The 22,885-nt window shown below is 67.1% G+C and carries 21 protein-coding genes; 16 read left to right on the plus strand and 5 right to left on the minus strand.

The window, feature by feature from the left end; genetic code table 11:
* Positions 1-9: 9 nt before the first annotated feature.
* Entirely contained in the window at positions 10-1,125 is a 1,116-nt protein-coding gene (gene ald, locus AEB_RS01540) for an alanine dehydrogenase (protein WP_119081556.1), read from the plus strand.
* A gap of 75 nt (positions 1,126-1,200) precedes the next feature.
* Entirely contained in the window at positions 1,201-2,904 is a 1,704-nt protein-coding gene (locus AEB_RS01545; RefSeq protein WP_231958851.1) for a sensor domain-containing diguanylate cyclase, read from the plus strand.
* Position 2,905: 1 nt separating this feature from the next.
* Here the strand turns inward: AEB_RS01545 and AEB_RS01550 are convergent, their stop codons facing one another.
* Positions 2,906-3,310, minus strand: a complete 405-nt coding sequence (locus AEB_RS01550) for an acyl-CoA thioesterase (protein WP_119081560.1) — start codon at positions 3,308-3,310, stop codon at positions 2,906-2,908.
* The gene (locus AEB_RS01555) at positions 3,307-5,394 is read right to left on the minus strand and encodes a S9 family peptidase (protein WP_442858046.1); all 2,088 of its coding nucleotides are present in this window, start codon (positions 5,392-5,394) and stop codon (positions 3,307-3,309) included. Before AEB_RS01555 ends, AEB_RS01550 begins: the two co-directional genes overlap by 4 nt.
* Positions 5,395-5,430: 36 nt before the next feature.
* Between AEB_RS01555 and AEB_RS01560 the strand changes: the two genes are divergently transcribed.
* From AEB_RS01560 to AEB_RS01585, 6 genes are all read left to right on the plus strand, one after another.
* Entirely contained in the window at positions 5,431-7,236 is a 1,806-nt protein-coding gene (locus AEB_RS01560) for an aminopeptidase P family protein (protein WP_119081563.1), read from the plus strand.
* Between the two features lie 28 nt (positions 7,237-7,264).
* Positions 7,265-7,675, plus strand: a complete 411-nt coding sequence (locus AEB_RS01565) for a cupin domain-containing protein (protein ID WP_119081565.1) — start codon at positions 7,265-7,267, stop codon at positions 7,673-7,675.
* Between the two features lie 192 nt (positions 7,676-7,867).
* Positions 7,868-8,422 (plus strand): EF-hand domain-containing protein, encoded by a 555-nt coding sequence (locus tag AEB_RS01570; protein WP_119081567.1) that lies wholly within the window; start codon positions 7,868-7,870, stop codon positions 8,420-8,422.
* Positions 8,423-8,447: 25 nt separating this feature from the next.
* Positions 8,448-9,182 (plus strand): response regulator, encoded by a 735-nt coding sequence (locus AEB_RS01575; RefSeq protein ID WP_119081568.1) that lies wholly within the window; start codon positions 8,448-8,450, stop codon positions 9,180-9,182.
* Positions 9,182-10,573, plus strand: coding sequence for a sensor histidine kinase (locus AEB_RS01580; RefSeq protein ID WP_119081570.1), 1,392 nt, complete (start codon positions 9,182-9,184; stop codon positions 10,571-10,573). Before AEB_RS01575 ends, AEB_RS01580 begins: the two co-directional genes overlap by 1 nt.
* Positions 10,574-10,637: 64 nt before the next feature.
* Complete coding sequence (locus AEB_RS01585) at positions 10,638-13,283, plus strand: M1 family metallopeptidase (protein WP_231958852.1); 2,646 nt, start codon at positions 10,638-10,640, stop codon at positions 13,281-13,283.
* 53 nt (positions 13,284-13,336) lie between these two features.
* On the opposite strand, the gene AEB_RS01590 is transcribed toward AEB_RS01585, so the two are convergent.
* Complete coding sequence (locus AEB_RS01590; RefSeq protein ID WP_119081574.1) at positions 13,337-14,911, minus strand: helicase HerA-like domain-containing protein; 1,575 nt, start codon at positions 14,909-14,911, stop codon at positions 13,337-13,339.
* A 93-nt stretch (positions 14,912-15,004) separates the two neighbouring features.
* Between AEB_RS01590 and pabB the strand changes: the two genes are divergently transcribed.
* The 8 genes from pabB (at position 15,005) to AEB_RS01630 (ending at position 21,668) form a co-directional block, all read left to right on the plus strand.
* Positions 15,005-16,804, plus strand: a complete 1,800-nt coding sequence (gene pabB / locus AEB_RS01595; RefSeq protein ID WP_119081576.1) for an aminodeoxychorismate synthase component I — start codon at positions 15,005-15,007, stop codon at positions 16,802-16,804.
* Positions 16,801-17,979, plus strand: coding sequence for a pyridoxal phosphate-dependent aminotransferase (locus AEB_RS01600; RefSeq protein ID WP_231958853.1), 1,179 nt, complete (start codon positions 16,801-16,803; stop codon positions 17,977-17,979). Before pabB ends, AEB_RS01600 begins: the two co-directional genes overlap by 4 nt.
* The gene (locus AEB_RS01605) at positions 17,976-18,629 is read left to right on the plus strand and encodes an RluA family pseudouridine synthase (RefSeq protein ID WP_119081577.1); all 654 of its coding nucleotides are present in this window, start codon (positions 17,976-17,978) and stop codon (positions 18,627-18,629) included. Before AEB_RS01600 ends, AEB_RS01605 begins: the two co-directional genes overlap by 4 nt.
* Entirely contained in the window at positions 18,622-19,026 is a 405-nt protein-coding gene (gene arfB / locus AEB_RS01610; RefSeq protein ID WP_119081579.1) for an alternative ribosome rescue aminoacyl-tRNA hydrolase ArfB, read from the plus strand. Before AEB_RS01605 ends, arfB begins: the two co-directional genes overlap by 8 nt.
* A 134-nt stretch (positions 19,027-19,160) precedes the next feature.
* Positions 19,161-19,328: a 50S ribosomal protein L33 gene (gene rpmG, locus AEB_RS01615; protein ID WP_119081581.1), complete on the plus strand. Its 168-nt coding sequence runs from the start codon at positions 19,161-19,163 to the stop codon at positions 19,326-19,328.
* A 63-nt stretch (positions 19,329-19,391) separates the two neighbouring features.
* On the plus strand, positions 19,392-20,057 hold the full coding sequence (locus AEB_RS01620; protein ID WP_119081583.1) for a LolA family protein: 666 nt from the start codon (positions 19,392-19,394) through the stop codon (positions 20,055-20,057).
* A gap of 300 nt (positions 20,058-20,357) precedes the next feature.
* The gene (locus tag AEB_RS01625; RefSeq protein ID WP_119081584.1) at positions 20,358-21,152 is read left to right on the plus strand and encodes an exodeoxyribonuclease III; all 795 of its coding nucleotides are present in this window, start codon (positions 20,358-20,360) and stop codon (positions 21,150-21,152) included.
* 12 nt (positions 21,153-21,164) lie between these two features.
* Positions 21,165-21,668 (plus strand): GNAT family N-acetyltransferase, encoded by a 504-nt coding sequence (locus AEB_RS01630; RefSeq protein WP_119081586.1) that lies wholly within the window; start codon positions 21,165-21,167, stop codon positions 21,666-21,668.
* On the opposite strand, the gene AEB_RS01635 is transcribed toward AEB_RS01630, so the two are convergent.
* Together AEB_RS01635 and AEB_RS01640 are read right to left on the minus strand one after the other, a co-directional pair.
* Positions 21,669-22,643, minus strand: a complete 975-nt coding sequence (locus AEB_RS01635) for a right-handed parallel beta-helix repeat-containing protein (RefSeq protein ID WP_119081587.1) — start codon at positions 22,641-22,643, stop codon at positions 21,669-21,671. It lies immediately after the preceding gene.
* 34 nt (positions 22,644-22,677) lie between these two features.
* Positions 22,678-22,875, minus strand: a complete 198-nt coding sequence (locus tag AEB_RS01640) for a toxin-antitoxin system HicB family antitoxin (RefSeq protein ID WP_119081589.1) — start codon at positions 22,873-22,875, stop codon at positions 22,678-22,680.
* Between the last annotated feature and the right edge of the window lie 10 nt (positions 22,876-22,885).

Consider the following 22,885-nt stretch of genomic DNA (forward strand, 5'->3'; position numbering starts at 1 on the left):
AGAGTGCCAATGCTGATCGGTTGCCCGCGCGAGATCAAGAACCGCGAATATCGCGTCGGGCTGACGCCCGAGAGCGCAAAAGAGCTGGTGCGCCACGGCCATGGCGTGTGGATCGAAGCGGGTGCCGGGCTCGGCATAGGAGCGAGCGACGAGGAATATCGCGCGGCGGGCGCGGATATCGTCGAAGGGCCGGACGCGATCTTTGCCGAATGCGAGATGGTGGTGAAGGTGAAGGAGCCGCAGGCCGAGGAACGGGCGCGGCTGCGCGAGGGGCAGATCCTCTACACCTATCTCCACCTGGCCCCCGATCCGCAGCAGACCGCCGATCTGGTCAGTTCCGGGGTGACGGCGATTGCCTATGAAACCGTCACCGGGCCGGGCGGCAGCCTGCCGCTGCTCAAGCCGATGAGCCAGGTTGCCGGGCGCATGAGCATCCAGGCCGGGGCCACTGCGCTGCAGAAGGAGCATGGCGGGCGCGGCGTGCTGCTGGGCGGCGTACCGGGCGTCCTGCCGGGCAGAGTGGTGGTGATCGGCGGCGGCGTGGTGGGCTTCAATGCGGCGCAGATGGCCGCGGGGCTGGGCGCGGATGTCACGATCATGGACCGCAGCCCCGAAGTGCTCGAGCGCGTGGGCACCCATTTCGAAAGCCGGGCGAAGACGCGCTTTTCCAATCAGGCCAATCTCGAAGCCGCGGTGCGCGAGGCCGATCTGGTGATCGGCGCCGTGCTGATCCCCGGCGCGGCGGCGCCCAAGCTGGTCACCCGCGCGATGCTGCCAGCGATGAAGCCGGGCGCGGTGCTGGTGGATGTGGCGATCGATCAGGGCGGCTGCTTCGAAACCAGCCGACCGACCACGCATGACGAGCCGACCTATATCGTCGACGGCATCGTGCATTACTGCGTCGCCAACATGCCGGGCGCCGTGGCGCGGACGAGCACCTATGCGCTCAACAACGTGACCCTGCCGCATGCACTGCGCATCGCCGATCTCGGCTGGCGCGAGGCCATGCGCACCGACCCCCACCTCGCACAGGGCCTCAATGTCCACGCCGGACGCGTCACCTATCCCGCCGTCGCCAAGGAGCTGGGGTACGAGTTGCTCGATCCAGCCGAGGTGATCGGCTGAAACCGGCAGGAATGCGTGGTTTCGCCGTAAGGTATTAACGTCTTGGAAGGGTCGTCGGCCTAGGCCCGGCAGATGATGCCACGGCCAGTCCGACTGTTCCTGCTGGGCCTTTGCGCCCTGCTGCTCGGCGCCGTGCCCGCTGCTGCCGCGACCGCGGCCGTAGCACCGATCTGCCACGCCTATTCCGGGCGTGACATTACCGCCGAAAGCGCCGGCACGCTGGACTGGACCTGCACGGACGACCACTGGCGCGATGGACAGCCGATCACCTGGCTGCGCTTCTCCGGATGGAACGACAGGGCCCCGCCCCGCGCTTTCAGCAGCCGGATCACCGTGTTCGATTCGGTCACCATCACGGCGGTGAGCGAGGACGGCACGCTGCGCAAGCGGCGCTATCTGATGGACGAGGCACGGCCGATCGTCGCGGGCGCCGTGTTCACGCTGCCCCTGCCCACCGCGCGCAGCGACACCGTTGCCTATCTGGTACGCATCGAGGGGCCGCACAGCGTGACCGTGGCCAGCGAGGCACGGATCGCGGCCGATCCGCAGGCCTATGGCACGCAGCTCGGCCCCATCATGCTGCTCTCTCTGGTAGCAGGCATGATGCTGATGCCGCTGCTGTTCGATGCCAGCTTCTACATCGCCAACCGCGAACGCTTCGTGCTGTTGCACGGTTCAGTGATCGTTTGCATGCTGCTCTACCTCCTGTTCTCCGGCGGGCTGGTAAGCGCCTTCGCCACGATTCCCGTGCAGGTGCTGGCCATAGGCGGGCCGCTTTCCTGGTGCGTCGGATCAGGCCTTGCCGGATTTTTCATGGCAGCGTTTCTCGAGCCGATGGCCCTGCCCCGGCGACTGCGCCAGGCCCTGGTCGTCAGCGCCTGGTGGTGCATCGCCGTGCCGGGCTTCTGCTCGCTGCAATTGCCGGCGACCCAGCCCTTCGACAACCAGCTCTATTTTCTCGGCTTCCTGCCTGTGATTGCGATGTACGGGCTGGTGATCGTCGTGGCACTCCTGCGCGGCAGCCTGCCCGCGCGCTTTCTGCTGATGGCATGGGTGCCGGTGATCCTGACCGCAACTGAGCGCCTCCTGCGCGGCATGGGCTTCTATTCCGCGGACAGTTCCGTGGACGACCTGCTGTTCCTGGCGATCGGCGCGGAAGCGGTGATCTTCACACTTGGCGTGGTGCATCGCTTCATCGCCCTGCACCGCGAACGCGATCAGGCGATCGGCGAAGCGCGCACGCTGGAGGAACTGTCCGAACGCGATCCGCTGACCGGGTTGCTCAACCGGCGCGCTCTTTCCGACCGCTTCGCCACCCTGCGGCGCGAGGGCTTCGTCAGTCTGGCCCTGATCGATCTCGACGGGTTCAAGGGTGTGAACGACCACTACGGCCACCAGATGGGCGACCGCGTGCTGCGCGCCGTGGCCCGCACGCTGGTGGGGGATAGCGAGATCCGCGCCTTTCGATTCGGGGGCGAGGAATTCCTGCTCCTCCTGCGCGGCCAGGATGCCGCCAAGCGCGCAGAATGGACGCGGCAGGCGATTCCGCTGCGCGTTGCCAAGGAAGTGCCCGGGCTCGACCGCGTGGTGACCGCAAGCGTGGGAATGCTGGAGATGTCGGCCGACGCCCTGCCGGACGATGCGGATTTCGAAGAGCTATACGTCCGGGCCGACCAATTGCTCTATGAGGCGAAGTTTAGCGGCCGCAATCGCATCATCTCGGAGAAGCTGCGCGCCGAGCGGCGGCGGCGGGGCGTGCGGCGCAAGGAGGCCGCCTGAGTCAGGCGCTCCCCGGCAAGAAGGGGCGGGCGACCTCTGGCGGCACGCGCATGATCCGCCCGCTTTCGCGCTCGATCATGGCCCAGGTGGTTTTCGCGCGGACCAGCTCTTTGCCATCCGCATCGGTGAAGACGAAATAGCGATCGAACCGCGCGCCCTTGGGCGCTTCGCGGATTTCCGTCTGTCCTTCCACGCTGCGGCCGAGCGCGATGTTGCCGCGATAGTCGATCTCGTGCCGGGTCACGACCCAGGCATAGCGCCGCTGGTGCTCCGGCTCGGCCAGAGCTTCCCAATGCGCGGTGGCGAGCCGTTCCATCCACTGGACCCACACCGCATTGTTCACATGGCCGTTCTCGTCGATGTCGCCGGGCCCGGCGGTGAAGGAGAGCGTGAAGCGGTTGCTCACCGCTCCACGCCAAGCTGCCACAGGATGAAGGCGAATTCCTCCGCCGTCTCGTGCAGGCTCTGGAAGCGACCGGACTTGCCGCCATGGCCCGCGCCCATATTGGTCTTGAGCAGCAGCTCGTTCCGATCCGTCTTCAATTCGCGCAGCTTGGCGACCCATTTCGCCGGCTCCCAATAGGTCACGCGCGGATCGTTAAGGCCTGCTGTCACCAGCATCGGCGGATAGTCCTGCGCCCGCACATTGTCATAGGGGCTGTAGGAGCGGATCAGTTCGAACGCCTCCCGGTCCTCGATCGGATTGCCCCATTCGGGCCATTCGCCCGGCGTCAGCGGCAGTGTCGCATCAAGCATGGTGGCGAGCACATCCACGAAGGGCACATGCGCCACCACGGCGCCGAACAGGTGCGGATCGGAATTGACCACCGCACCCATCAACTCGCCCCCCGCCGAGCCCCCGGCGATGGCGATCCGGCCGGGAACGGTCAGGCCCCGATCCACCAGCCCCTTCGCCACATCGACGAAATCGTTGAAGGCATTGGTTCGCTGGGCCAGCTTGCCCGCCTTGTACCAGGCGCGGCCCAGATCATCGCCGCCGCGGATATGCGCGATGGCATAGACGAAACCGCGATCGACCAGGCTCAAACGCGTGGTTGAAAACCCCGGCGGAATGGCAATGCCGTAAGCGCCATAACCATAAAGGTACAGCGGCCCCGGAGAGACACGGTCTTTCCGGTACATGATGCTCACCGGAATCGCCGTACCGTCGCGCGCGGCAATCTCGAGCCTTTCCGTGACATAGAGGCCCTGATCATATCCCGACGGAATTTCCTGCACCTTCAGCAGTTCGAGCGAGCGCGCATCGACATCGTAGTCATAGGTGCTGGCCGGGCTGACCATACTTTCATAGGACAGGCGCAGCGTATGGGTATCCCATTCGGGATTGCTGCCGAGGCCCGCGGTGTAGCTTTCTTCCGGGAACAGGATCGGCTCGATCCGCGTGGGATCGTCGTAATAGCGGATTTCGATGCGATCGAGCCCGCCCAGCCGACCTTCCACCACGTAGAAATCACGGAACAGCTCGAAGCCGGTGAGATAGAAGGCGTCCGTGCCTTCGATCAGCGTAGTCCAGTTTGCCGGATCGGCCAGCGGCGCAGTGGCGAGGCGGAAGTTCTCATGCGTATCGTTGGCGTGGATGAACAGCGTGCCCTCCCGCTCGTCCACGTCATATTCCACGCCCTTCTCCCGGGCGCGCACGAGCAGCGGCTGCGCCAGCGGATCGGCAGCGGGCACCAGCCAGGCTTCGCTAGTCTCGTGGTCCCCTGTGCCGATGACGACCCAGTTCTCGTTCGCGGAAAGGGAGGCGGAGACGCGGAAGCCCTCGTCATCCTCGTGGAACAGCTCCACATCCTTGCGCGCGGGCTGGCCCAGCCAATGGAGCCGCGCATTGTCCGTCCGCCATTGCTCGTTGGCGAGCGAGTAAATGAGCCCTTGATCCTCCGCCACCCAGACGAGCGAGGACAGCGTGCCCTTGATCGTGTCCTTCAGCAGCTTGCCGGTGGTGAGATCCTTGATCTTCACCGTGTAGCGTTCGGACCCGTTGTCATCGACGGAATAGGCCAGCAGCTTGCCATTGCGGCTGATGGAGATCGCACCCAGGCGGAAATACTCCTTGCCCTTCGCCAGCGCCGTCTCGTCGAGGATCAGTTCGTCCGCGCTCCCGTCGGCCGCAGCATCCACGGCGCGGCGCCACCATTTCTTGTATTCGGCGCCTTCCTCGAACTCGATCCAGTAAAGCCAGCCGCCATCCTTGTAGGGCACGGATTTGTCCGCTTCCTTGATCCGGGCCCGCATCTCGGTGAACAGCGCGTCCACCCGGTCCTTGTGCGGCGCCATGCGCGCTTCGAACCACGCATTCTCCGATTCCAGATGCGTCAGGATCGCCTTGTCGCTCACCTTCGGATAGCCGGGATCGCGCAGCCAGGCGTAATCGTCTGACACCGTAATGCCGTGATGGGTGACGCTGGAAGGATGCTTCTTCGCGACGGGCGGGAGCGCGGATTGCGACGCTGTGGTGGTATCGGCCATGCGCTGCATCTATGTAAGCGCTGAAAGGACCGCAACATGCTGATGCAAACCCATGAAGCCCGGCTGGATGCCCTGCGCAAGGAACTGGCGCGCCGCGGGCTGGACGGCTTCGTCGTGCCGATCTCCGACGAGCACGTTTCGGAATATGTCGGCGCCTATGCTCAGCGCATGGCCTGGCTGAGCGGCTTCGGCGGATCGGCCGGCACGGTCGCGGTGCTGAAGGACAGGGCGGCGATCTTCGTGGATGGCCGCTACACCATCCAGGTGCGCGAGCAGGTGGACGGGCGGCTGTTCGAATATAAGTCGGTGCCGCAGGATTCGATCGGCGGCTGGCTGGCGGAGAATGCCGGCGAGGGCGCGCGGATCGGCTATGACCCCTGGCTGCACACTTCGGGCTGGGTGCGCACCGTGAGTGCGGCGCTGGAAGCCGAAGGCGCGACGCTGGTGCCGGTGGACAGCAATCCCGTGGACGCGGTGTGGGACGATCAGCCCGCTCCGTCCGCCGCCGCGGCCTTCGTGCAGGAAGACAGGCTGACCGGGCGCTCCAGTGCGGAAAAGCGCGCCGAGCTGGCCGAGTGGCTGAAGGCTGGGAAGCTCGACGCGGCGGTGGTTTCCGCCCTCGATTCCATCGCCTGGCTGCTCAACATCCGCGGCAGCGACGTCGACCGGACGCCGGTGGCGCTCTCCTTCGTGATAGCCCATGCCGATGGCACGGCCGAGCTGTTCATTGCGCCGGAGAAGGTCACGCCGGAACTGGTCCAGCATCTGGGCAATGCCGTGCGCATCCGCCCGCGCCTGGAGTTTGAGGCGGCGCTGGCGCAGCTGGGCGGGAAGCGCGTCGCCGTGGACCCGAATTTCGGCGTGGCGGCGATTTTCCAGGCGCTGGAAGCAGCCGGTGCGCATCCGGTGGCGCGGCAGGATCCGACCATTCTCGCCAAGGCAGTAAAGAACCCGGTGGAGCAGCAGGGCCAGCGCGATTCGCAGGCGCGCGACGGCGCGGCGGTGGCGCGCTTCCTGCGCTGGCTGGAGGAAACGGCACCGCAGGGTGGCGAGACCGAGCTTTCCGCCGCCGCACGCCTGCGGGCGTTCCGCGAAGAGACGGGGCTGCTCAGGGATCTCTCGTTCGACACGATCTCCGCCGCCGGCCCCCATGCCGCGATTCCCCATTATCGCGTGGACGAGGAGAGCAATCTGCCGATTGCGCCCGGCAGCATCTATCTGGTCGATTCGGGCGGCCAGTATCCTGACGGCACGACCGACATCACCCGCACGGTGTGGGTCGGCCCGGGCCAACCCTCCGCCGAGCAGAAGGACCGCTTCACCCGCGTGCTGAAGGGCCATATCGCGCTGGCCCTGCAGACCTTCCCACAGGGCACCAGCGGCGCCCAGCTGGACACGCTGGCCCGGCAGTTCCTGTGGCAGGCGGGCGTGGATTATGCCCATGGCACCGGGCACGGCGTGGGCAGCTTCCTGGCCGTGCACGAAGGCCCCCAGCGCATCGCCAAGCCGCGCGGCGGGCAGGCGGGCACCGATCAGGAGCTGATGGCGGGCATGATCCTGTCCAACGAGCCCGGCTATTACAAGCAGGGCGAATACGGCATCCGGATCGAGAACCTTGTGCTGGTGGAATCGCGCAAGATCGCCGGGCAGGAGGGCGAATGGCTGGGCTTCGAGACGCTAACCCTCGTCCCGATCGATGCGACGCTCGTGGACCGCAGCCTGCTGAGCGAGGCGGAAATCGCCTGGTGGAACGCCTACCACGCGCGCGTGCTGGAGGTGCTCGGCCCGCAGCTGCAAGGCGACGATTTGGCCTGGGTGGAATCTGCCTGCAAGCCACTGTGATACGCCGCCGGGAGGAAGGGGTAAGGGCATGAGTGACGAGGCGCGGCCGCTGGCCGATTTTCCGATCCACCTGGGTCTTGGCGCCCGGGCCATCCCGCAACCCGCCTTCCCGCGAGACGAGCGGGCCATGCAATGGTACGCGGATTATACGAGCCGCCATGCCGCCGACGGGGCCGAGGGCCGGCTGGTTTCCTACTATCGCTTCACGGAAAGCTGGTCTGCGTGGGAAATGCATCCCGCCGGCGACGAAGTGGTGTTCTGCACCGAAGGGCGCATGGTGCTGGTGCAGCAGGTCGAAGGGACGGAAATCCGCCTTCCGCTCGAGGCGGGGCATTATGCGATCAACCCGTCCGGCGTGTGGCATACGGCCGACATCGACGGCGAGGCGGCAGCCTTGTTCATCACCGCCGGGGTCGGAACCGAACACCGCTCGCGATAGCCGCGCGCGTTGCGGAACGATGAACGGCGCCTCCGCCGGGTGACAAATTGCGACACTTTCCCCGCGAACGGGCAAACCGGTGCGACATAGCGCCGGTAGAAAGGGCTTCATGAGTGACGGAGCGCCGGTTCTCCTCCTACCCCTTCTGCCCGGCGCTCCGTTGCTCTAACAGCCCTTCGGAGAGACAGTATAATGCGCAAGACTATCACCCTTTCACTCGCCGCGGCGGCCCTGCTCGCCAGCGGCGCGACCTATGCAGCCACGGGCGGCCCAGGCCTCCGCGGACCCGGCAAGGACATCACCCGCGACCAGGTACAGCAGATGGCCACCAAGGCCTTCGCCCGCATGGACGCGAATGGCGATGGCAAGCTGGATCAGGCCGATCGCACGGAGCGCCAGCAAGCCCGCTTCGATAAGCTGGATGGCGACGGCAACGGCGCCGTGACCTTCGCGGAATATTCCGCCGCCCAACAGAAAATGCGTGACGCCGTGAGCCAGCGCGGCGGCAAGGATGGCGCTGACCGTCCCGATCGCAAGCGTCGCTTCGGCCACCGCGGCGCCGGCATGATGCGCGGGCAGGCTGACGCCAATGGCGACGGCACGATCACCGCAGCGGAATTCCAGACCGCGGCGCTCACCCGCTTCGACGCGATGGACACGGACCGGAACGGCACCGTGACAAGCCAGGAGCGCCGCGCCGCGTTCCCGCGCAAGGACGGCACGGGCCAGCGGACCTCGACCCGCTGACAATGGTGCGGCACCGGAGAGACAAATGAGCGAAGCGGTGCCGACTAAGCTGCTGCTGGTCGATGACGAGCCCAGCCTGCGCGAGCCCCTGGCGGACTATCTGTCCCGCCAGGGGTTCGCCGTTTCGCAAGCGGAAGATGCGGCCAAGGCCCGCGCCCGACTGATCGAAGACACGCCCGACCTCGTGCTGCTGGACATCATGATGCCGGGGGAAGACGGGCTTTCGCTGTGCCGCCACCTGACCGAGGCGAAGGACATTCCGGTCATCTTCCTCACGGCCCGCGGCGAGGCGACCGACCGCATCGTGGGGCTGGAAATCGGCGCCGACGATTACGTGGTGAAGCCGTTCGAACCGCGCGAGCTGGTGGCGCGCATCCGCTCCGTGCTTCGCCGCTCGCAACGCGCAGCCCCCACGCCCGAGGAAGATGCCCTCTATTTGTTCGAAAGCTGGAAGCTCGATCCGCTCAAGCGCCGGCTGACCGACCCGGAAGGTACGGTGGTGCCGATCTCCTCGGCCGAATTCCGCCTGCTTGTCGCCTTCCTCACCCATCCGCGGCAGGTGCTTGATCGCGACCGGCTGCTCGACATGGTGCAGGGGCGCGAGGCGCATCTGTTCGATCGCGCGGTGGACAATCAGGTGAGCCGCCTGCGCCGCAAGATTGAGGCGGACAGCCGCGACCCGCGCCTGATCCAGACCGTATGGGGCGGCGGCTATCGCTTCGCCGCCGATGTGCGCCGGCTCGCGCAGGACCGGAGCTGATGCGCCGCCTGCTTCCCCGCAGCCTGCTGGGGCAGATGCTGCTGTCCGTGGCGCTGGCGCTGCTCGTGGCGCAGACCCTGTCCGCGGTGCTCCAGTATCGCGCCGCGGAGCAGCGGCGAGAGCTGAGCGCGGCCAACCAGCTGGCCTTCCAGCTCGTATCCGATCCGCGCTTTGACTATCGGCTTTCCGGCAACGGGCTCGACGACAGGAAGCGGCGCTGGCTGCGCCTGCGGGTGGAGCGGACCGAGCAGAACCCGCTGCGACCGGGCGAGCCCCGCAATCCGCAGCGCGAGGAGCTGCTGGGCAATATCCTGGGCGACCAGGGCATCCAGCCGGCGGAACTGATCGTCACCCAGCGCCGCGTTTCGGATGATCCCTATGTCATGCAGCGGGTACGCAGCCACGCCAGTGGCGAGCCCCCCGGCTGGACCCAGAGAATGGAACTCGTGGCCGCACTCCGGCGCCCGGGTGACAGCGAATATCACGTGGCGCGCATCCCGCTGTCAGAGCGTGAGAACCGGCAGATCGGCGCGCTGGTGGCGCAGACCATGGTGCTCTACGTCGTGCTGGTGGGCGGCCTCGCGCTCCTGCTGCGGCGGATCACACGGCCGCTTGCCGCGCTGACCCGCCGGGTGGAAAGCTTCGCCCGGACGCGGGAAACCGACGGCCAGATGGCGCTCTCCGGCCCGGAAGACATGCGGCGGCTGATCGCCGCGCACAATGCCATGGAACGCAGCATTGCCGCCCTGCTCGACGAGAAGGACGTGATGCTCGGCGCGATCGGGCACGACCTGAAGACGCCGCTGGCAGCACTGCGGGTGCGCATCGAATCGGTGGAGGACAAGACGGAGCGCGAGCGCATGGCCGCCACGATCGAAGACATCACTCGATCGCTGGACGATATCCTCTCCCTCGCCCGGGTTGGGCGGCCGAGCGATGCGCTGGAGCGCACCGAGCTGTCCGCCCTCGTCGCCGCCGTGGTTGAGGAATATGAGGATATGGGGCAACCGGTGATCCTGGGCGAGACCACTCGCATCGCTATGCCGCTGCGCGCAACCTGGCTCCGTCGCGCCCTGCGCAACCTCATCGGAAACGCACTGCGATACGGTAGCAAGGCCCACGTAACGGTGGCGCGAGAAGGCGGACAGGCCGTCATCCGCATTGAGGACGAAGGGCCGGGCATCCCGGCGGGCGAGATCGCGGCGATGATGGAGCCCTTCGCGCGCGGCGAAACCTCGCGCAATCGCGAAACGGGGGGCGCGGGCCTGGGCCTCACCCTTGCGCGCGCCATTGCGGACCAGCACGGCGGCTCGCTGACGCTGCGCAATCGCGCCGGGCAGGCGGGTGCCGCAAGCGGCCTGATCGCCGAACTGCGCCTGCCGCTCGATTGACGGCTTCGCATTTGCCGCCCCGCGCTCTAGGGCAGTTGCTTCGGAAACTACCGGAGTCGCAATCTTGCCGCGAATCGCACAGTCCGCCCTGTCTGCCTTCCTCCTCGCCACCGCCGCCACCCCCGCCCTCGCCGCCGAGCCGGCGCCGCTGGCGGAATCGGTGCCGAGCGACCTGCCGCGCACCGCGGCGCCGGTGCATTATGCGATCAGCTTCCGCCCCGATCTGGAGAAGCTGACCTTCACCGGAAGCGAACGGATCACGCTGGAGGTCTTCTCCGCCAGCGACAGCCTGACGCTGAATGCGAACAACCTGCGCATCTCCTCCGCGCAACTCACGCCGGCGAGCGGCGGAGCCGCAGTGGCACTGACGCCGGCTTTCGACGAGAATGCGCAGCGGGTGACGCTGTCCTCCGGCAAATCCATCGCGCCGGGCCGCTATGATCTGGAAATCGCCTATTCCGGCGCGATCAACACGCAGGCCTCCGGCCTCTTCGCCCTCGACTATCCGGACAAGCGCACCGGCAAGGAAGTGCGCGCGCTGTTCACGCAGTTCGAAGCGCCGGATGCGCGGCGCTTCGCGCCCATGTTCGACGAACCGAGCTACAAGGCCACCTTCGATCTCACTGCCACCGTGCCCGACCAGCTCATGCCGGTCAGCAATATGCCGGTGGCGCAGGTGGACAAGCTGGGTGACGGCACCAAGCGCGTCACCTTCGCCACCACCCCCCGGATGTCCAGCTATCTGCTGTTCTTCGGCCTGGGCGATTTCGAGCGGCTGAGCATGACCGCGCCCGACGGCACCGATGTGGGCATCGTCGGCCCGGCCGGCAGCGGCGACCAGTCGCGCTATGCGCTGGAATCGCTAGCGCCGCTGATGACCTATTACGGCGACTATTTCGGCGTCCCCTTCCCGCTGCCCAAGCTCGACAACATTGCCGGGCCCGGACAGTCGCAATTCTTCGGCGCGATGGAGAACTGGGGGGCGATCTTCACCTTCGAGCGCATCCTGCTGGAAGATCCGGCGATCGCCAGCCCCGCAACGCGGCAGAGCATCTTCACCGTGCAGGCGCATGAAACCGCGCACCAGTGGTTCGGCGATATCGTGACCATGGCGTGGTGGGACGATCTGTGGCTGAACGAGGGCTTCGCCAGCTGGATGGAGACCAAAGCCACCGATCATTTCAACCCGAAATGGCATGCGCTGCTGGGCCGTGTCGGCGGGCGGGAACAGGCGATGGGGCTTGATGCCTTCGCCACCACTCATCCCGTGGTGCAGAAGATTTCTACCGCCGCGGAAGCGGAAGAGGGCTTCGATGCCATCGCCTATCAGAAGGGCGAGGCGGTGATTTCGATGCTGGAAGCCTATGCCGGGGAAGACGTGTGGCGCGACGGCATTCGCAAATATATCAAGGCGCACACCTACGGGAACACGGTGAGTGCCGACCTGTGGCGCGCGGTGGAGGATGCCGGGGCCGCCGGCATCACCGATATCGCCCATGATTTTACCTATCAGCCCGGCGTGCCGCTGGTGACCGTGCAAGCCCGCTGCACCGGGGGCAAAACCACGCTGAATCTGGCGCAGAGCGAGTTCAGCCTGGATCGCAAGGCCGATGCAGCGGCCTCTCCGCAAAGCTGGCGCGTCCCGCTGCTGATCGAAAGCGGCGATGCGGCGCCGATCCGCAAGGTGCTGCAGGGCAAGGCGCAGGTGAGCGTGCCCGGCTGCGGCCCGGTGATCGTGAATGGCGGCCAGCTGGGCTATTTCCGCACGCTCTACGAGCCCGAGATGCTCGCCCGATTTGCCAAGGCGATGCCGGGGCTCAAGCCGATTGACCAGCTGGGCCTGACGGCGGACAATCTGGCGCTGGCGCGGGGCGGCTACCAGAAGGAAGGGGCGGCGCTCGATCTGCTCGCGGCGATCCCCACCGATGCCAATCCGGTGGTGGCGGAAGGCACCGTGGAGCGCTGGGGCGACGTTTACGGCACACTGTCCGACGATGCCGCGAAGGCGAAGCTCGCCGGCCTCGTGGAGCAGATGTGGCAGCCGCGCCTGCGCGCGCTGGGCTTCGAGCCGATTGAAGGCGAGCCGGTGGCGGACAGCAACCTGCGTGCCCGGCTGATCTCCACCCTCGGCGCGATGGGCGACAAGGAGGTGCTGGATCAGGCGACGCGCCGCTTCGCCGCGCTGGCGAGCGATCCGCGCGCTCTCGACGGGCCGCTCAAGACAACCTGGCTCGCGATCGCCTCGCGCAATGCCGATGCCGACAGCTGGAACCTGCTCGCCCGCCTTGCCGCGGACTCGACCAGTTCGTCGGAAAAGCAATCCTATTATACCCGCCTTGGCGCCGCGCGTGACGAGGCGCTGGCGCGCAAGGCCCTCGGACTCGCGCTTACCGGCGAGGCAGGCACGACCAGCGCAGCGATCATCACCTCGGTGGCGGAGGAGCATCCCGCCCTCGCCTTCGACTTCGTGCTGGAGAACCGGGCGGCGGTGGAGAAGATGCTCGACAGTTCGGGTCGGGCGCGGTTCTTCTCACGTATCGCCTCCGCCACGGATGATCCCGCCCTGCTGCCCCGGCTCGCGAGCTTGCAGGCCACCCTGCCGGCGGACGAGCAGCGCCCGATCGAACGCGCGCTGGTGGCCCTGAAGGAACGCTTCGCCAGCGAGCCGCGGCTGCGCGGCGAAATCGCCGAGTGGCTCGCCGGGAAATAACGCCTTCGGCCGCCTGCTCTCCATAGCTGCGGAGGCAGGCGGCCGAACGGCGCTCAGCGCATCAGTCCGCCGATCAGATTGCGGACGAAGCGCCCTGCCAGCGGCCCCGCCAGATCGGTGGCGAGCGAGCCGAGCCCGGAAGACAGCGCGGTTTGCGCGGGATTGGCGCGCGACTTGCGCCCGGTGATCGCCGCCGCCGCGATGGAGGCGCCGGAACCCGCCGCCGCGCCCGTCGCCCGCTTCAGCGCCTTGCCCCAGATTCCGGGGCTGCGCCGCTCGCGCTTGCGAACCTCAGCTTCCCCCTGCTCAGCCACTTCTTCCGCAGTGGCGGCCGCATCCTCTGCCTTGCGGGCCAGCACTTCGGACGCGCTTTCGCGGTCTACCGGCGTATCGTATTTGCCTTCCACCGGGCTGGCCGATCGGATGATCGCCCGCTCCTTCTCCGTCACCGGACCCAGCCGCGAGCGCGGCGGCTTGATCAGCGTGCGCTGCACCACACTGGGCGCGCCGTCTTCCAGCAGCGTGGATACGAGCGCCTCCCCCACGCGCAGTTCGGTGATCGCCTGCTCGACATCGAGATCGGGATTGATGCGGAAGGTTTCCGCCGCGGCGCGGATCGCCTTCTTGTCGCGCGGCGTGAAGGCGCGCAGCGCATGCTGTACCCGATTACCCAGCTGGCCGGCCACCTCCTCCGGCACGTCGATCGGATTCTGCGTCACAAAATAGACGCCCACCCCCTTGGAGCGAATCAGCCGAACGACTTGTTCGATCGTGTCCTGCAGCGCCTTGGGCGCATCGTCGAACAGCAGGTGCGCCTCGTCGAAGAAGAACACCAGCTTCGGCTTCTCCGGATCGCCGGCCTCGGGCAGCACTTCGAACAGCTCGGCCAGCAGCCAGAGGAGGAAGGTGGCATAGAGCTTGGGGCTGCGCATCAGCCGGTCGGCGGCCAATATGTTGATATAGCCGCGCCCCTGATCGTCGCAGGCGATGAAGTCCTCGATCTCCAGCGCCGGCTCGCCAAAAAAGCGGCCGCCGCCCTGACTGTCGAGGCTGAGAAGCTGGCGCTGGATCGCCCCCACGCTGGCCCGCGTGACATTGCCATATCTCGCGCTGAGCTGCGCCGCATTTTCCGAAGCATGGGCCAGCATCGCCTGCAGATCGCCGAGATCGAGCAGCAGCAGCCCTTCCTCGTCCGCCAGGCGGAAGACGATATTGAGCACGCCTTCCTGCGTGTCGTTGAGATCAAGCAGGCGGGCGAGCAACAGCGGCCCCATCTCCGAAACGGTGGTGCGGATCGGGTGACCCTGTTCGCCGAAGAGATCCCAGAAGATCGCCGGGTTATCGCCATAGGCGTAATCCGCCATGCCGAGCTCGACGGCGCGCGCTTCAAGCTTCCCGGCATTGGCGGCCGTTGGCGATCCGGCCATGGCAATGCCCGAAAGATCGCCTTTCACATCGGCCAGGAACACCGGCACCCCGGCGGCGGAGAAGCTCTCGGCCATGCCTTGCAGCGTCACCGTCTTGCCCGTTCCGGTGGCGCCCGCGACGATGCCGTGCCGATTGGCCCGCGACAGTTCCAGAACCTGCCGTTCGCCATTGGCGCCCAGCCCCAGGAAGATTTCCGCCATCGCCACCCCTTTGCGCTTCACTGTCCGTCTGGCGCAGCCCTCGCCGCGTGGTCAAGCAATAGACAAGGAAGGATTTGCGGCTAGAGCGGCGAAATGGCCGGATACGAACCCTTTGTCCTGCTCGACGACGCGCGCGAGGATGGCGCCAGCGATGCGCAATTGTTCGAGGCGCCGCGCGAGATCTTCGTGGCGCGGCGGCCGCAGGATGTCGCCCGCGTGCTACAGGAAGCGGATGAGGCGCGCCGGCGCACCGGGGGTACGCTGGCCGGCTATCTCGCCTATGAGGCGGGGCTCGCGCTCGAGCCCCGGCTGGAACCGCTCGCGGCCGAGCGCAGCGGGGCGGACGGACCGCTGATATGGTTTGGCCTGTTCGATACCATGCGCAGCATTCCGGCGGGCGAGGTGCCGCAGTGGCTGGCCGGGCGCGCGGCGCAAGGCCCTGCCTCGATCGGCCCCCTGGATCCGCAGCTGTCCACCGGCGGCTATCTGGAGGGGTTCGACGCGCTGCAGGAAGCGATCCGGGCGGGCGACATCTACCAGGCCAATCTGACCATGCCGCTGGCCGGCCCGGCGCGCGGCGATCCGCTGGCGATCTATGCCGCGATCCGCCCCGCCGCCCGCGCCGGCTATGGCGGGGTGATTTTCGACGGATCGCACTGGCTGCTGAGCTTCAGCCCGGAACTGTTCTTCAGCCTGCGCGGCCGCTCCGCCAAGTGCAAGCCGATGAAGGGCACGCGCCCCCGCGGGCGCACGGCGGAGGCCGACGCGGCGCTGGCCGCGGAACTCGCCGCCTCGGTCAAGGACAAGGCCGAGAACCTGATGATCGTGGACCTGATGCGCAACGATCTGAGCCGCGTGGCAGAACCGGGCACGGTGCGGGTGGAACAGCCGTTCCATGTCGAAAGCTATCCCACCGTGCACACCATGGTCACCACCGTGCGCGCCGAACTGGTGGACGGCATGGGCGCCATGGACATGATGCGCGCCCTGTTCCCCTGCGGATCGATCACCGGCGCGCCGAAGATCCGCGCCATGGAGCTGATCCAGGAAATCGAGCGCGAGGCGCGTGGCCCCTATTGCGGATCGATCGGCCGCATCGCACCGAATGGAGACGCCGCCTTCAACGTCGCCATCCGCACAATTCGCCTGACACCGGGCGAGAACCAGCGCCATCAGGCCGTGCTGGGGGTAGGCGGTGCCATCGTGGCCGACAGCGAAGGCATGGACGAGTGGCGCGAATGCCTGGTGAAGGGCGGCTTCGTGCGCGGGGAAGCCGGCGGGCACGATTTGATCGAGAGCATGCGCGTGGACCCGCTGGAGGGCATCCCCTTGCTCGAACAGCATCTGGAGAGACTGAAGGCGAGCGCGAGCGAACTCGGCTTCGCTTTCGATCGGCACGAGGCGCGCAATCGCATCCAGGCGCTGTGCTTCGAGCTGGAACAGCCGGCCAAGCTGCGCCTGCTGCTGTCACGCAGCGGCGCGCTCGCTCTGGAAACGCAGCCGCTTCCGCCTACGCCGCAGGAGCCGGTGCGCTGCATCGCCCTGCCTCTGCCGGTTCACCCCGGCGACTGGCGCCTGCGCCACAAGAGCACCGATCGCTTCTTCTACAAAGCGGCGCATGACATCGCCCGCCGGGAAGGGGCCGGCGAAGCCCTGTTCGTGCGGGATGATGGGAAGCTGACCGAAGGCAGTTTCACCAGCATCTTCGTAGAGCGCGGCGGCGTGCTGCTCACCCCGCCGGCCAGCCTGGGCCTGCTGCCCGGCGTCCTGCGCCGGCAGTTGCTGGAAGATGGGCGAGCGCAGGAGGCGGAGCTGACGCTGGACGATCTCGACGGCGGCTTCTTCATCGGCAATGCCGTTCGCGGCCTCATGCCTGCTATGTGGCTGCCATGAGCCAGCACCACCTCAGCCCCGCGCTGCGCCGCATCGCCGCATCCCCTACCACCGCGATGACCGACCGCGCGACGGCACTGCGCGAAGCCGGGCGCGACATCATCTCGCTTTCCGTGGGGGAGCCCGATTTCCCCACCCCGCCGCATGTGATCGAAGCGGCCAAGGCCGCGCTGGATGCGGGGCTCACCCGCTACACCCCCGTGACCGGCATGGCCCGGCTGAAGGAAGCGGCGGCGCTGCATTTCGCGCGCGACCTGGGCATCGCCGCTGACCCCGCACGTATCGTTGTGACCGCCGGGGGCAAGCAGGCGATCTTCGAAGCGCTGGCCGCCACCGTTGGGGAGGGGGACGAGGCGATCGTTCCTTCCCCATGGTGGGTCAGCTATCCGCAGATGGTGCGTTTCGCCGGCGGCCGCGTGGTGCCGCTGATCACGCATCCGCGCGAGGGCTTCCGCTTCGACCCCGCCGATCTGGAAGCCCTTATAACGCCGCGCACGCGCTGGCTGCTGCTGAACAGCCCCGGCAACCCCACAGGCGCGGTCTATCCCGCGGAAATGCTGCAGGGTATCGGGGCGGTGCTGCGGCGCCATCCGCAGGTGATGGTGCTGTCCGACGACATCTACGCGCCGCTGAACTACACCGGCGCCCCCCACGCGACCCTCGCCAATCTGTGCCCCGATCTGGCGGACCGCATCTGCACCGTTTCGGGCGTGTCCAAGAGCCATGCGATGACGGGCTTCCGCATCGGCGTGGTGACCGGGCCGGACTGGCTGATCGAGGCGATCGGGCGGCTGCAGAGCAACAGCAGCGGCAACCCCGCGGCCGTCAGCCAGGGCGCAGCCATCGCCGCTTTCGAAGGGCCGCAGGATTTCCTGAGCGACTGGCGCGAGCGGTTTCGGGCTCGGCGCGACATGGTCGTTGGCGCAATCAACAGTGTGCCTGGGCTGTTCACGCCCGTGCCCGATGGCGCCTTCTACTGCCTTGTCGATGCGGCCCCCTTGATGGAGCGCTTCGGCGGGGATGACGGCGAGCTGGCGCTGCATCTGCTGGAACACGGCGTGGCGGTGGTGGCGGCGAGCGCCTTCGGCGGCCGCGACGGCTTCCGCATCAGCTTCGCCGCCGACGAGGCCGTGCTGGAAGAGGCGATGCAGCGGATCGCCACGGCGCTCTCGTGAAGATCCCGATCCTGTTCGAGGATGCGGAGGCGCTCGTGATCGACAAGCCGGGCGGCCTGCCGATCGACCGGCCCCGCGCCGGGGGGCCTTCGCTCGCGGATCACCTCAACGATCTGCGATTGGGCTTCCAGCGCGTGCCGGGCCCCGCGCATCGAATCGACACCGACACCTCCGGCTGCCTGCTGCTGGCGCGCAATCCGCGCGCCCTGCGCCGCTTCGCCGCGGCGTTCGAGGAGCGGCGCGTGCTCAAGCGCTATCTCGGTATTCTGTCCGAAGTGCCCGGCACGCAGGAGGGCACGATCACCCTCTCGCTCACCAAGATCAGCAGCGAGAAGGGCGGCTGGCGAATGATCGCCGCCCGCGCGGGCAAGCCGGCCGTCACCCATTGGCGGCTGGTGGCGGAGATCGGCCCCCATGCGCTGGTCGAGTTCCGGCCGGAGACGGGGCGGACCCATCAGATTCGCGTCCATGCCGCCAGCGGCCTGGGCATCCCGCTGCTGGGCGATCCGGTCTATGGCAAGGCGGGCAGCGCGCCGCGCACCATGCTGCACGCCTCGGGCATCGAAGTGCCGCGCTATGGCCGCGAACCCGTGGCCGCCTACGCCCCGCTGCCGGCGGATTTTCTGGATCAGGGCTTTCACGATGAATGACGTGGTCGCCCGCGCCCATTCGCTGGCGGAGGAGAGCTTCATCGCCGCCTCTGGCCCCGGCGGGCAAAACGTCAACAAGGTGGCCACCGCAGTGCAGCTGCGGGTCAACATCTACCGCCTGGGGCTGGAGCCGGCCGTCTTCCATCGGCTGAAGGCGCTGGCGGGCAAGCGAATCAATGCCCGGGGAGAGATCGTGCTGGATGCGCGCCGCTTCCGCACGCAGGAGGCCAATCGCGAAGATGCCCGGGCCCGGCTGGCCGAACTGATCGAGAAGGCGTTGGTGGAGCCCAGAAAGCGGGCGAACAGCCGCGTAAACCGCGTGGGGAAGGTGCAGCGGCTCAAGGCGAAGAAGGTGCGTGGGGAAGTGAAGGCGAACCGCGGCAAGGTGGACTGGTAGCGCCCGCGGCGCTTGACTTTCCGACCCCTTTCGCGCAGAGGCGCGCCCGATGGGCGGCGCCGGCGCGTCGCCCGTATTGTTTCGGGCACCGGCCAGATCGGCTGCCCCGGTTTAGAGATTTTGGGAATCAGACCATGGCGAAGCCCGCAACCATAAAGATCCGGCTGAACTCCTCTGCTGGCACCGGTTTCTTCTATGTAACGAAGAAGAATCCGCGCAATCAGACGGAGAAGCTCTCCTTCCGCAAGTACGACCCGGTTGCGAAGAAGCACGTCGAGTTCAAGGAAGGCAAGATCAAGTAAGCTGCACCCGGTGGAACTGCCGGGTTCACGCATCGTTCAATGCGCCCGAGATAGCGAGGGAGCATGAACATCTTGACTACCATTTCTGTCCGCAAGCCGCTGCGCGGGGCCATGGCCGCCGCGCTGGCGCTCGCCGTGCCGGCAGCGCTAACGATTCCCGCTGCGCCCGTGGCTGCCGCGGCGGACCCGCTCGACCAGGCCGTGGCGGCGCTGCGCGGCATTTCCACGATGCGCGCGGATTTCACCCAGACCGACCGCACCGGCAGCACGGTGAGCGGCGAGTTGACGCTTAAGCGCCCCGGCAAGATCCGCTTCGAATATGCCAAGGGCGTCAACATGCTCGTGGTGTCGAACGGCAAATCGCTGACGCTGATCGATTACGATGTGCAGCAGGTGCAGCGCTGGCCGATCAGCAATTCGCCGCTTGGCGCTCTCCTCGACCCCAATCGCGACGTAAAGCGCTATGGCAAGCTGATGCCGACGGGCAATCCCGACGTGGTGAGCGTCGAGGTACGCGACCCCAAGAAGCCCGAATACGGCACGATCACGATGATCTTCGTGAAGGATGCCGGCGCGCCCGGCGGGCTGGAACTGGTCAGCTGGGTGGCGCTGGATGCGCAGAACCAGCGCACCACCGTCCGGCTCTCGAACCAGCGCTATGGCATCTCCGTGCCGGACAGCACATTCACCTATCGCGACCCGCGTCGGACCACCCGTCGCCCGACCTGAACGGCTGGCGGACGAACGGTTTTCCGCCTGCGACCAATTGCACGGCGCCATTCATTCGCCAGCAAGCCTGTTTCTCATATTCTCTCCTCACAAGGCGGTGACGAGGCGGGTTTCCCCCCTGTTGCCCTTCCTCGACGAAGAGCCGCCTTGTTTGCGTGACGAACGCTCGAACGAACCCTCGTCCCACTGCCCCCGGGACGAGGGTTTTTCCTTGCCCCTTCCCGGGCTTTCCGTGGGTAACCAGGCGAAACTTTCCCCGTCTTGCTTGCCGCAATGCAGCAGCCTTCCTAAGCGCAACAAATGGTCTCCATCGCTTCTTGGAACATCAATTCCGTTCGCCTGCGCATGCCCATCGTGGAGCGCTTCCTGCGCGAGCAGGCGCCCGATGTGCTGTGCCTGCAGGAGATCAAGTGCCAGGAGCCGCAGTTCCCCTACCGCGCGTTCGAGGAGCTGGGTTACACCCATTTTGCGGTGCACGGGCAGAAGGGATACCACGGCGTCGCCACGATCAGCCGCATCCCGCTGCGCGACTTCTCCCGGCACGACTGGCAGGACAATGGCGAAGCGCGCCATGTGGGCGTGGAACTGCTCGGCCCCGGTGAGGGCATGGTGCTGGAGAATGTCTATGTCCCCGCCGGCGGGGACGAGCCCGACCGGGAGATCAATCCCAAGTTCGGCCAGAAGCTCGACTTCCTCGAGCGGATGACCCGCTGGGCCGACGCGGTGGACCGGCCGACGCTGATCGTGGGCGATTTCAACATTGCGCCGCTGGAATGCGACGTGTGGAACCACCGCCAGCTGCTGAAGGTTGTCAGCCATACCCCGATCGAGGTGGAGACACTCCAACGGTTCAAGGATGCCCACGGCTGGAGCGATATCGGGCGCGAGCACATCCGCGCACCCGACCGCTATTACTCCTGGTGGAGCTATCGCTCCAAGGACTGGAAGGCGAATGATCGTGGCCGGCGGCTGGACCATATGTGGGCCAGCCCAGAGCTGGCAGCGCAGGCCACAAACCATCGTGTGGTGGAAGGCGCCCGCGATTGGGAAAGGCCGTCGGACCATGTTCCCCTGGTCACCGAATTCGCCCTCTGAAGCGAATATCTCATGAGCATTTGCACGGTCCGGCAAGAGCAACCGGGGGACGAAACGGCAATCGCAGCGCTGACGCAGGCCGCCTTTCGCGGCGCGCCCTATAGCCGCGGCGACGAGGCCGCCGTCGTCAGCCGGCTACGGGCTGCCGGCGATCTCACGCTCTCGCTGGTCGCGCTCAACATGGACCTTGCGGTGATCGGCCACGCGGCCTTTTCCCCCGTCTCCATTTCCGATGGCACATCCGGCTGGCTCGGGATTGGCCCCGTATCGGTGATGCCGCTCCGCCAGCGCGCCGGCATCGGATCGCGGCTGGTTGAAACGGGCCTGGAACGGCTGAGCGAGATGGGAGCAAAAGGCTGCGTCGTGCTCGGCGAGCCGGAATATTACCATCGCTTCGGCTTCGTCACCGATCCCCACCTGACCTTGCCGGGTGCCCCCGCGGCCTATTTCCAGCGGCTGGTCCTGTCAGGCTGGGCCCCCCGCGGTACGGTGAGCTACGCCCCCGCGTTCGCGTGATCAGCGCCGCTCGAACCGCTTGAGGCCAGGCCCGAGCACGTTCCCCCCCAGCGCGAGCGAATCGCCGGACCAGTCCGCCACGAACACCGTGTTGCGATCGACACCCGGCGCCAGCCGCGCATCATTGCCCTGAATGACGAGACCCGCGCTGCTGTGATTGCGCCCCTCCGCCGCCAGGGCAATGAAGGCGGAGTAATTCTCCTTGTCGCGGCCCTGCACGAACCAGTTGTTGCTGATCTGCCCCGTCGCCCCGCCGGGGAGGTCGATCATGTAATTGGTCGCCTTGCCCCGAGAATCATCGAAGCTGGAGCCGGCGATTTCCACGCGGGCGGCTCGCGATTTCACGTAATGGCCGCCACGCCCTTCCTCGAACCGGCTGCGGGTGACGCGAAGCTGCCCATAGTCGCCGACGTAGATCGAATGCGCGCAGCCGCCCGCGCCTTCGCAGGTGCCGAGCCGGCTGAAGGTGGAGCGATCCACCACGATGGTGCCGTTGGGATCGGCCGCGGTGAGGATGCCCTGCTGGCTGTCGCGGAACCAGCTCTGCGCCACGGTGAGGTCGCCCTGCTCCAGCCGAATGCCTGCGCCGTTGAAATCGGGCACCCGCATGTTCTCGAACACCAACCCAGAAACCTCCGCCCCCTGCCCGCGCAGCACGAGCGCCGCCTTGCCTTCGCATGTCACCCCATCGAGGATCGCCGCGCCCGGTTCGGTGGAGAGATAGGAGACGCGCCCCTCCGTCTGCACCGCGCAATCGGCATGCCGCCCGGGGGCGATGGCGATTGCACCGCGCCCGCCGCCGATCGCATCCACGGCCTGCTGCAGCCGGGCATAGCCGCGCCCCGTCTCCACCACCGTATAGGGTGCTGCGCGATCCTGCGCCGGCACGGCGGCAAACGGCAGCGCCAGCGCGGCGACACTGGCGAGAACGAGGGCGAAGCGCGCGCCACGGCGCGTGGGGGCAAAGCTGTCCATGCCGCCGGTTTAGCGGCGATCGGTTAACCAGCAGTCAACCACGCGGCGGGCGGCCGCGGCGCGGCGGCTTGGCCGGGTCCAAGGTCACGCCGCGCCGCGCCAGCGCCTCGCGCAGCAGCACTTCATATTCGGCGTTGACCGAGCGAAGCTCCTGCGCCGCCAGCCGCTCGACCGCCGCGTGCAGCGCGGGGTCGAGCCGCAGGGCGAAGGCCTTCCTGCCTGATTGCGCCATCCGCCCGCGC

The organism is Altererythrobacter sp. B11 (genome assembly GCF_003569745.1).
GTDB lineage: Bacteria > Pseudomonadota > Alphaproteobacteria > Sphingomonadales > Sphingomonadaceae > Croceibacterium_C.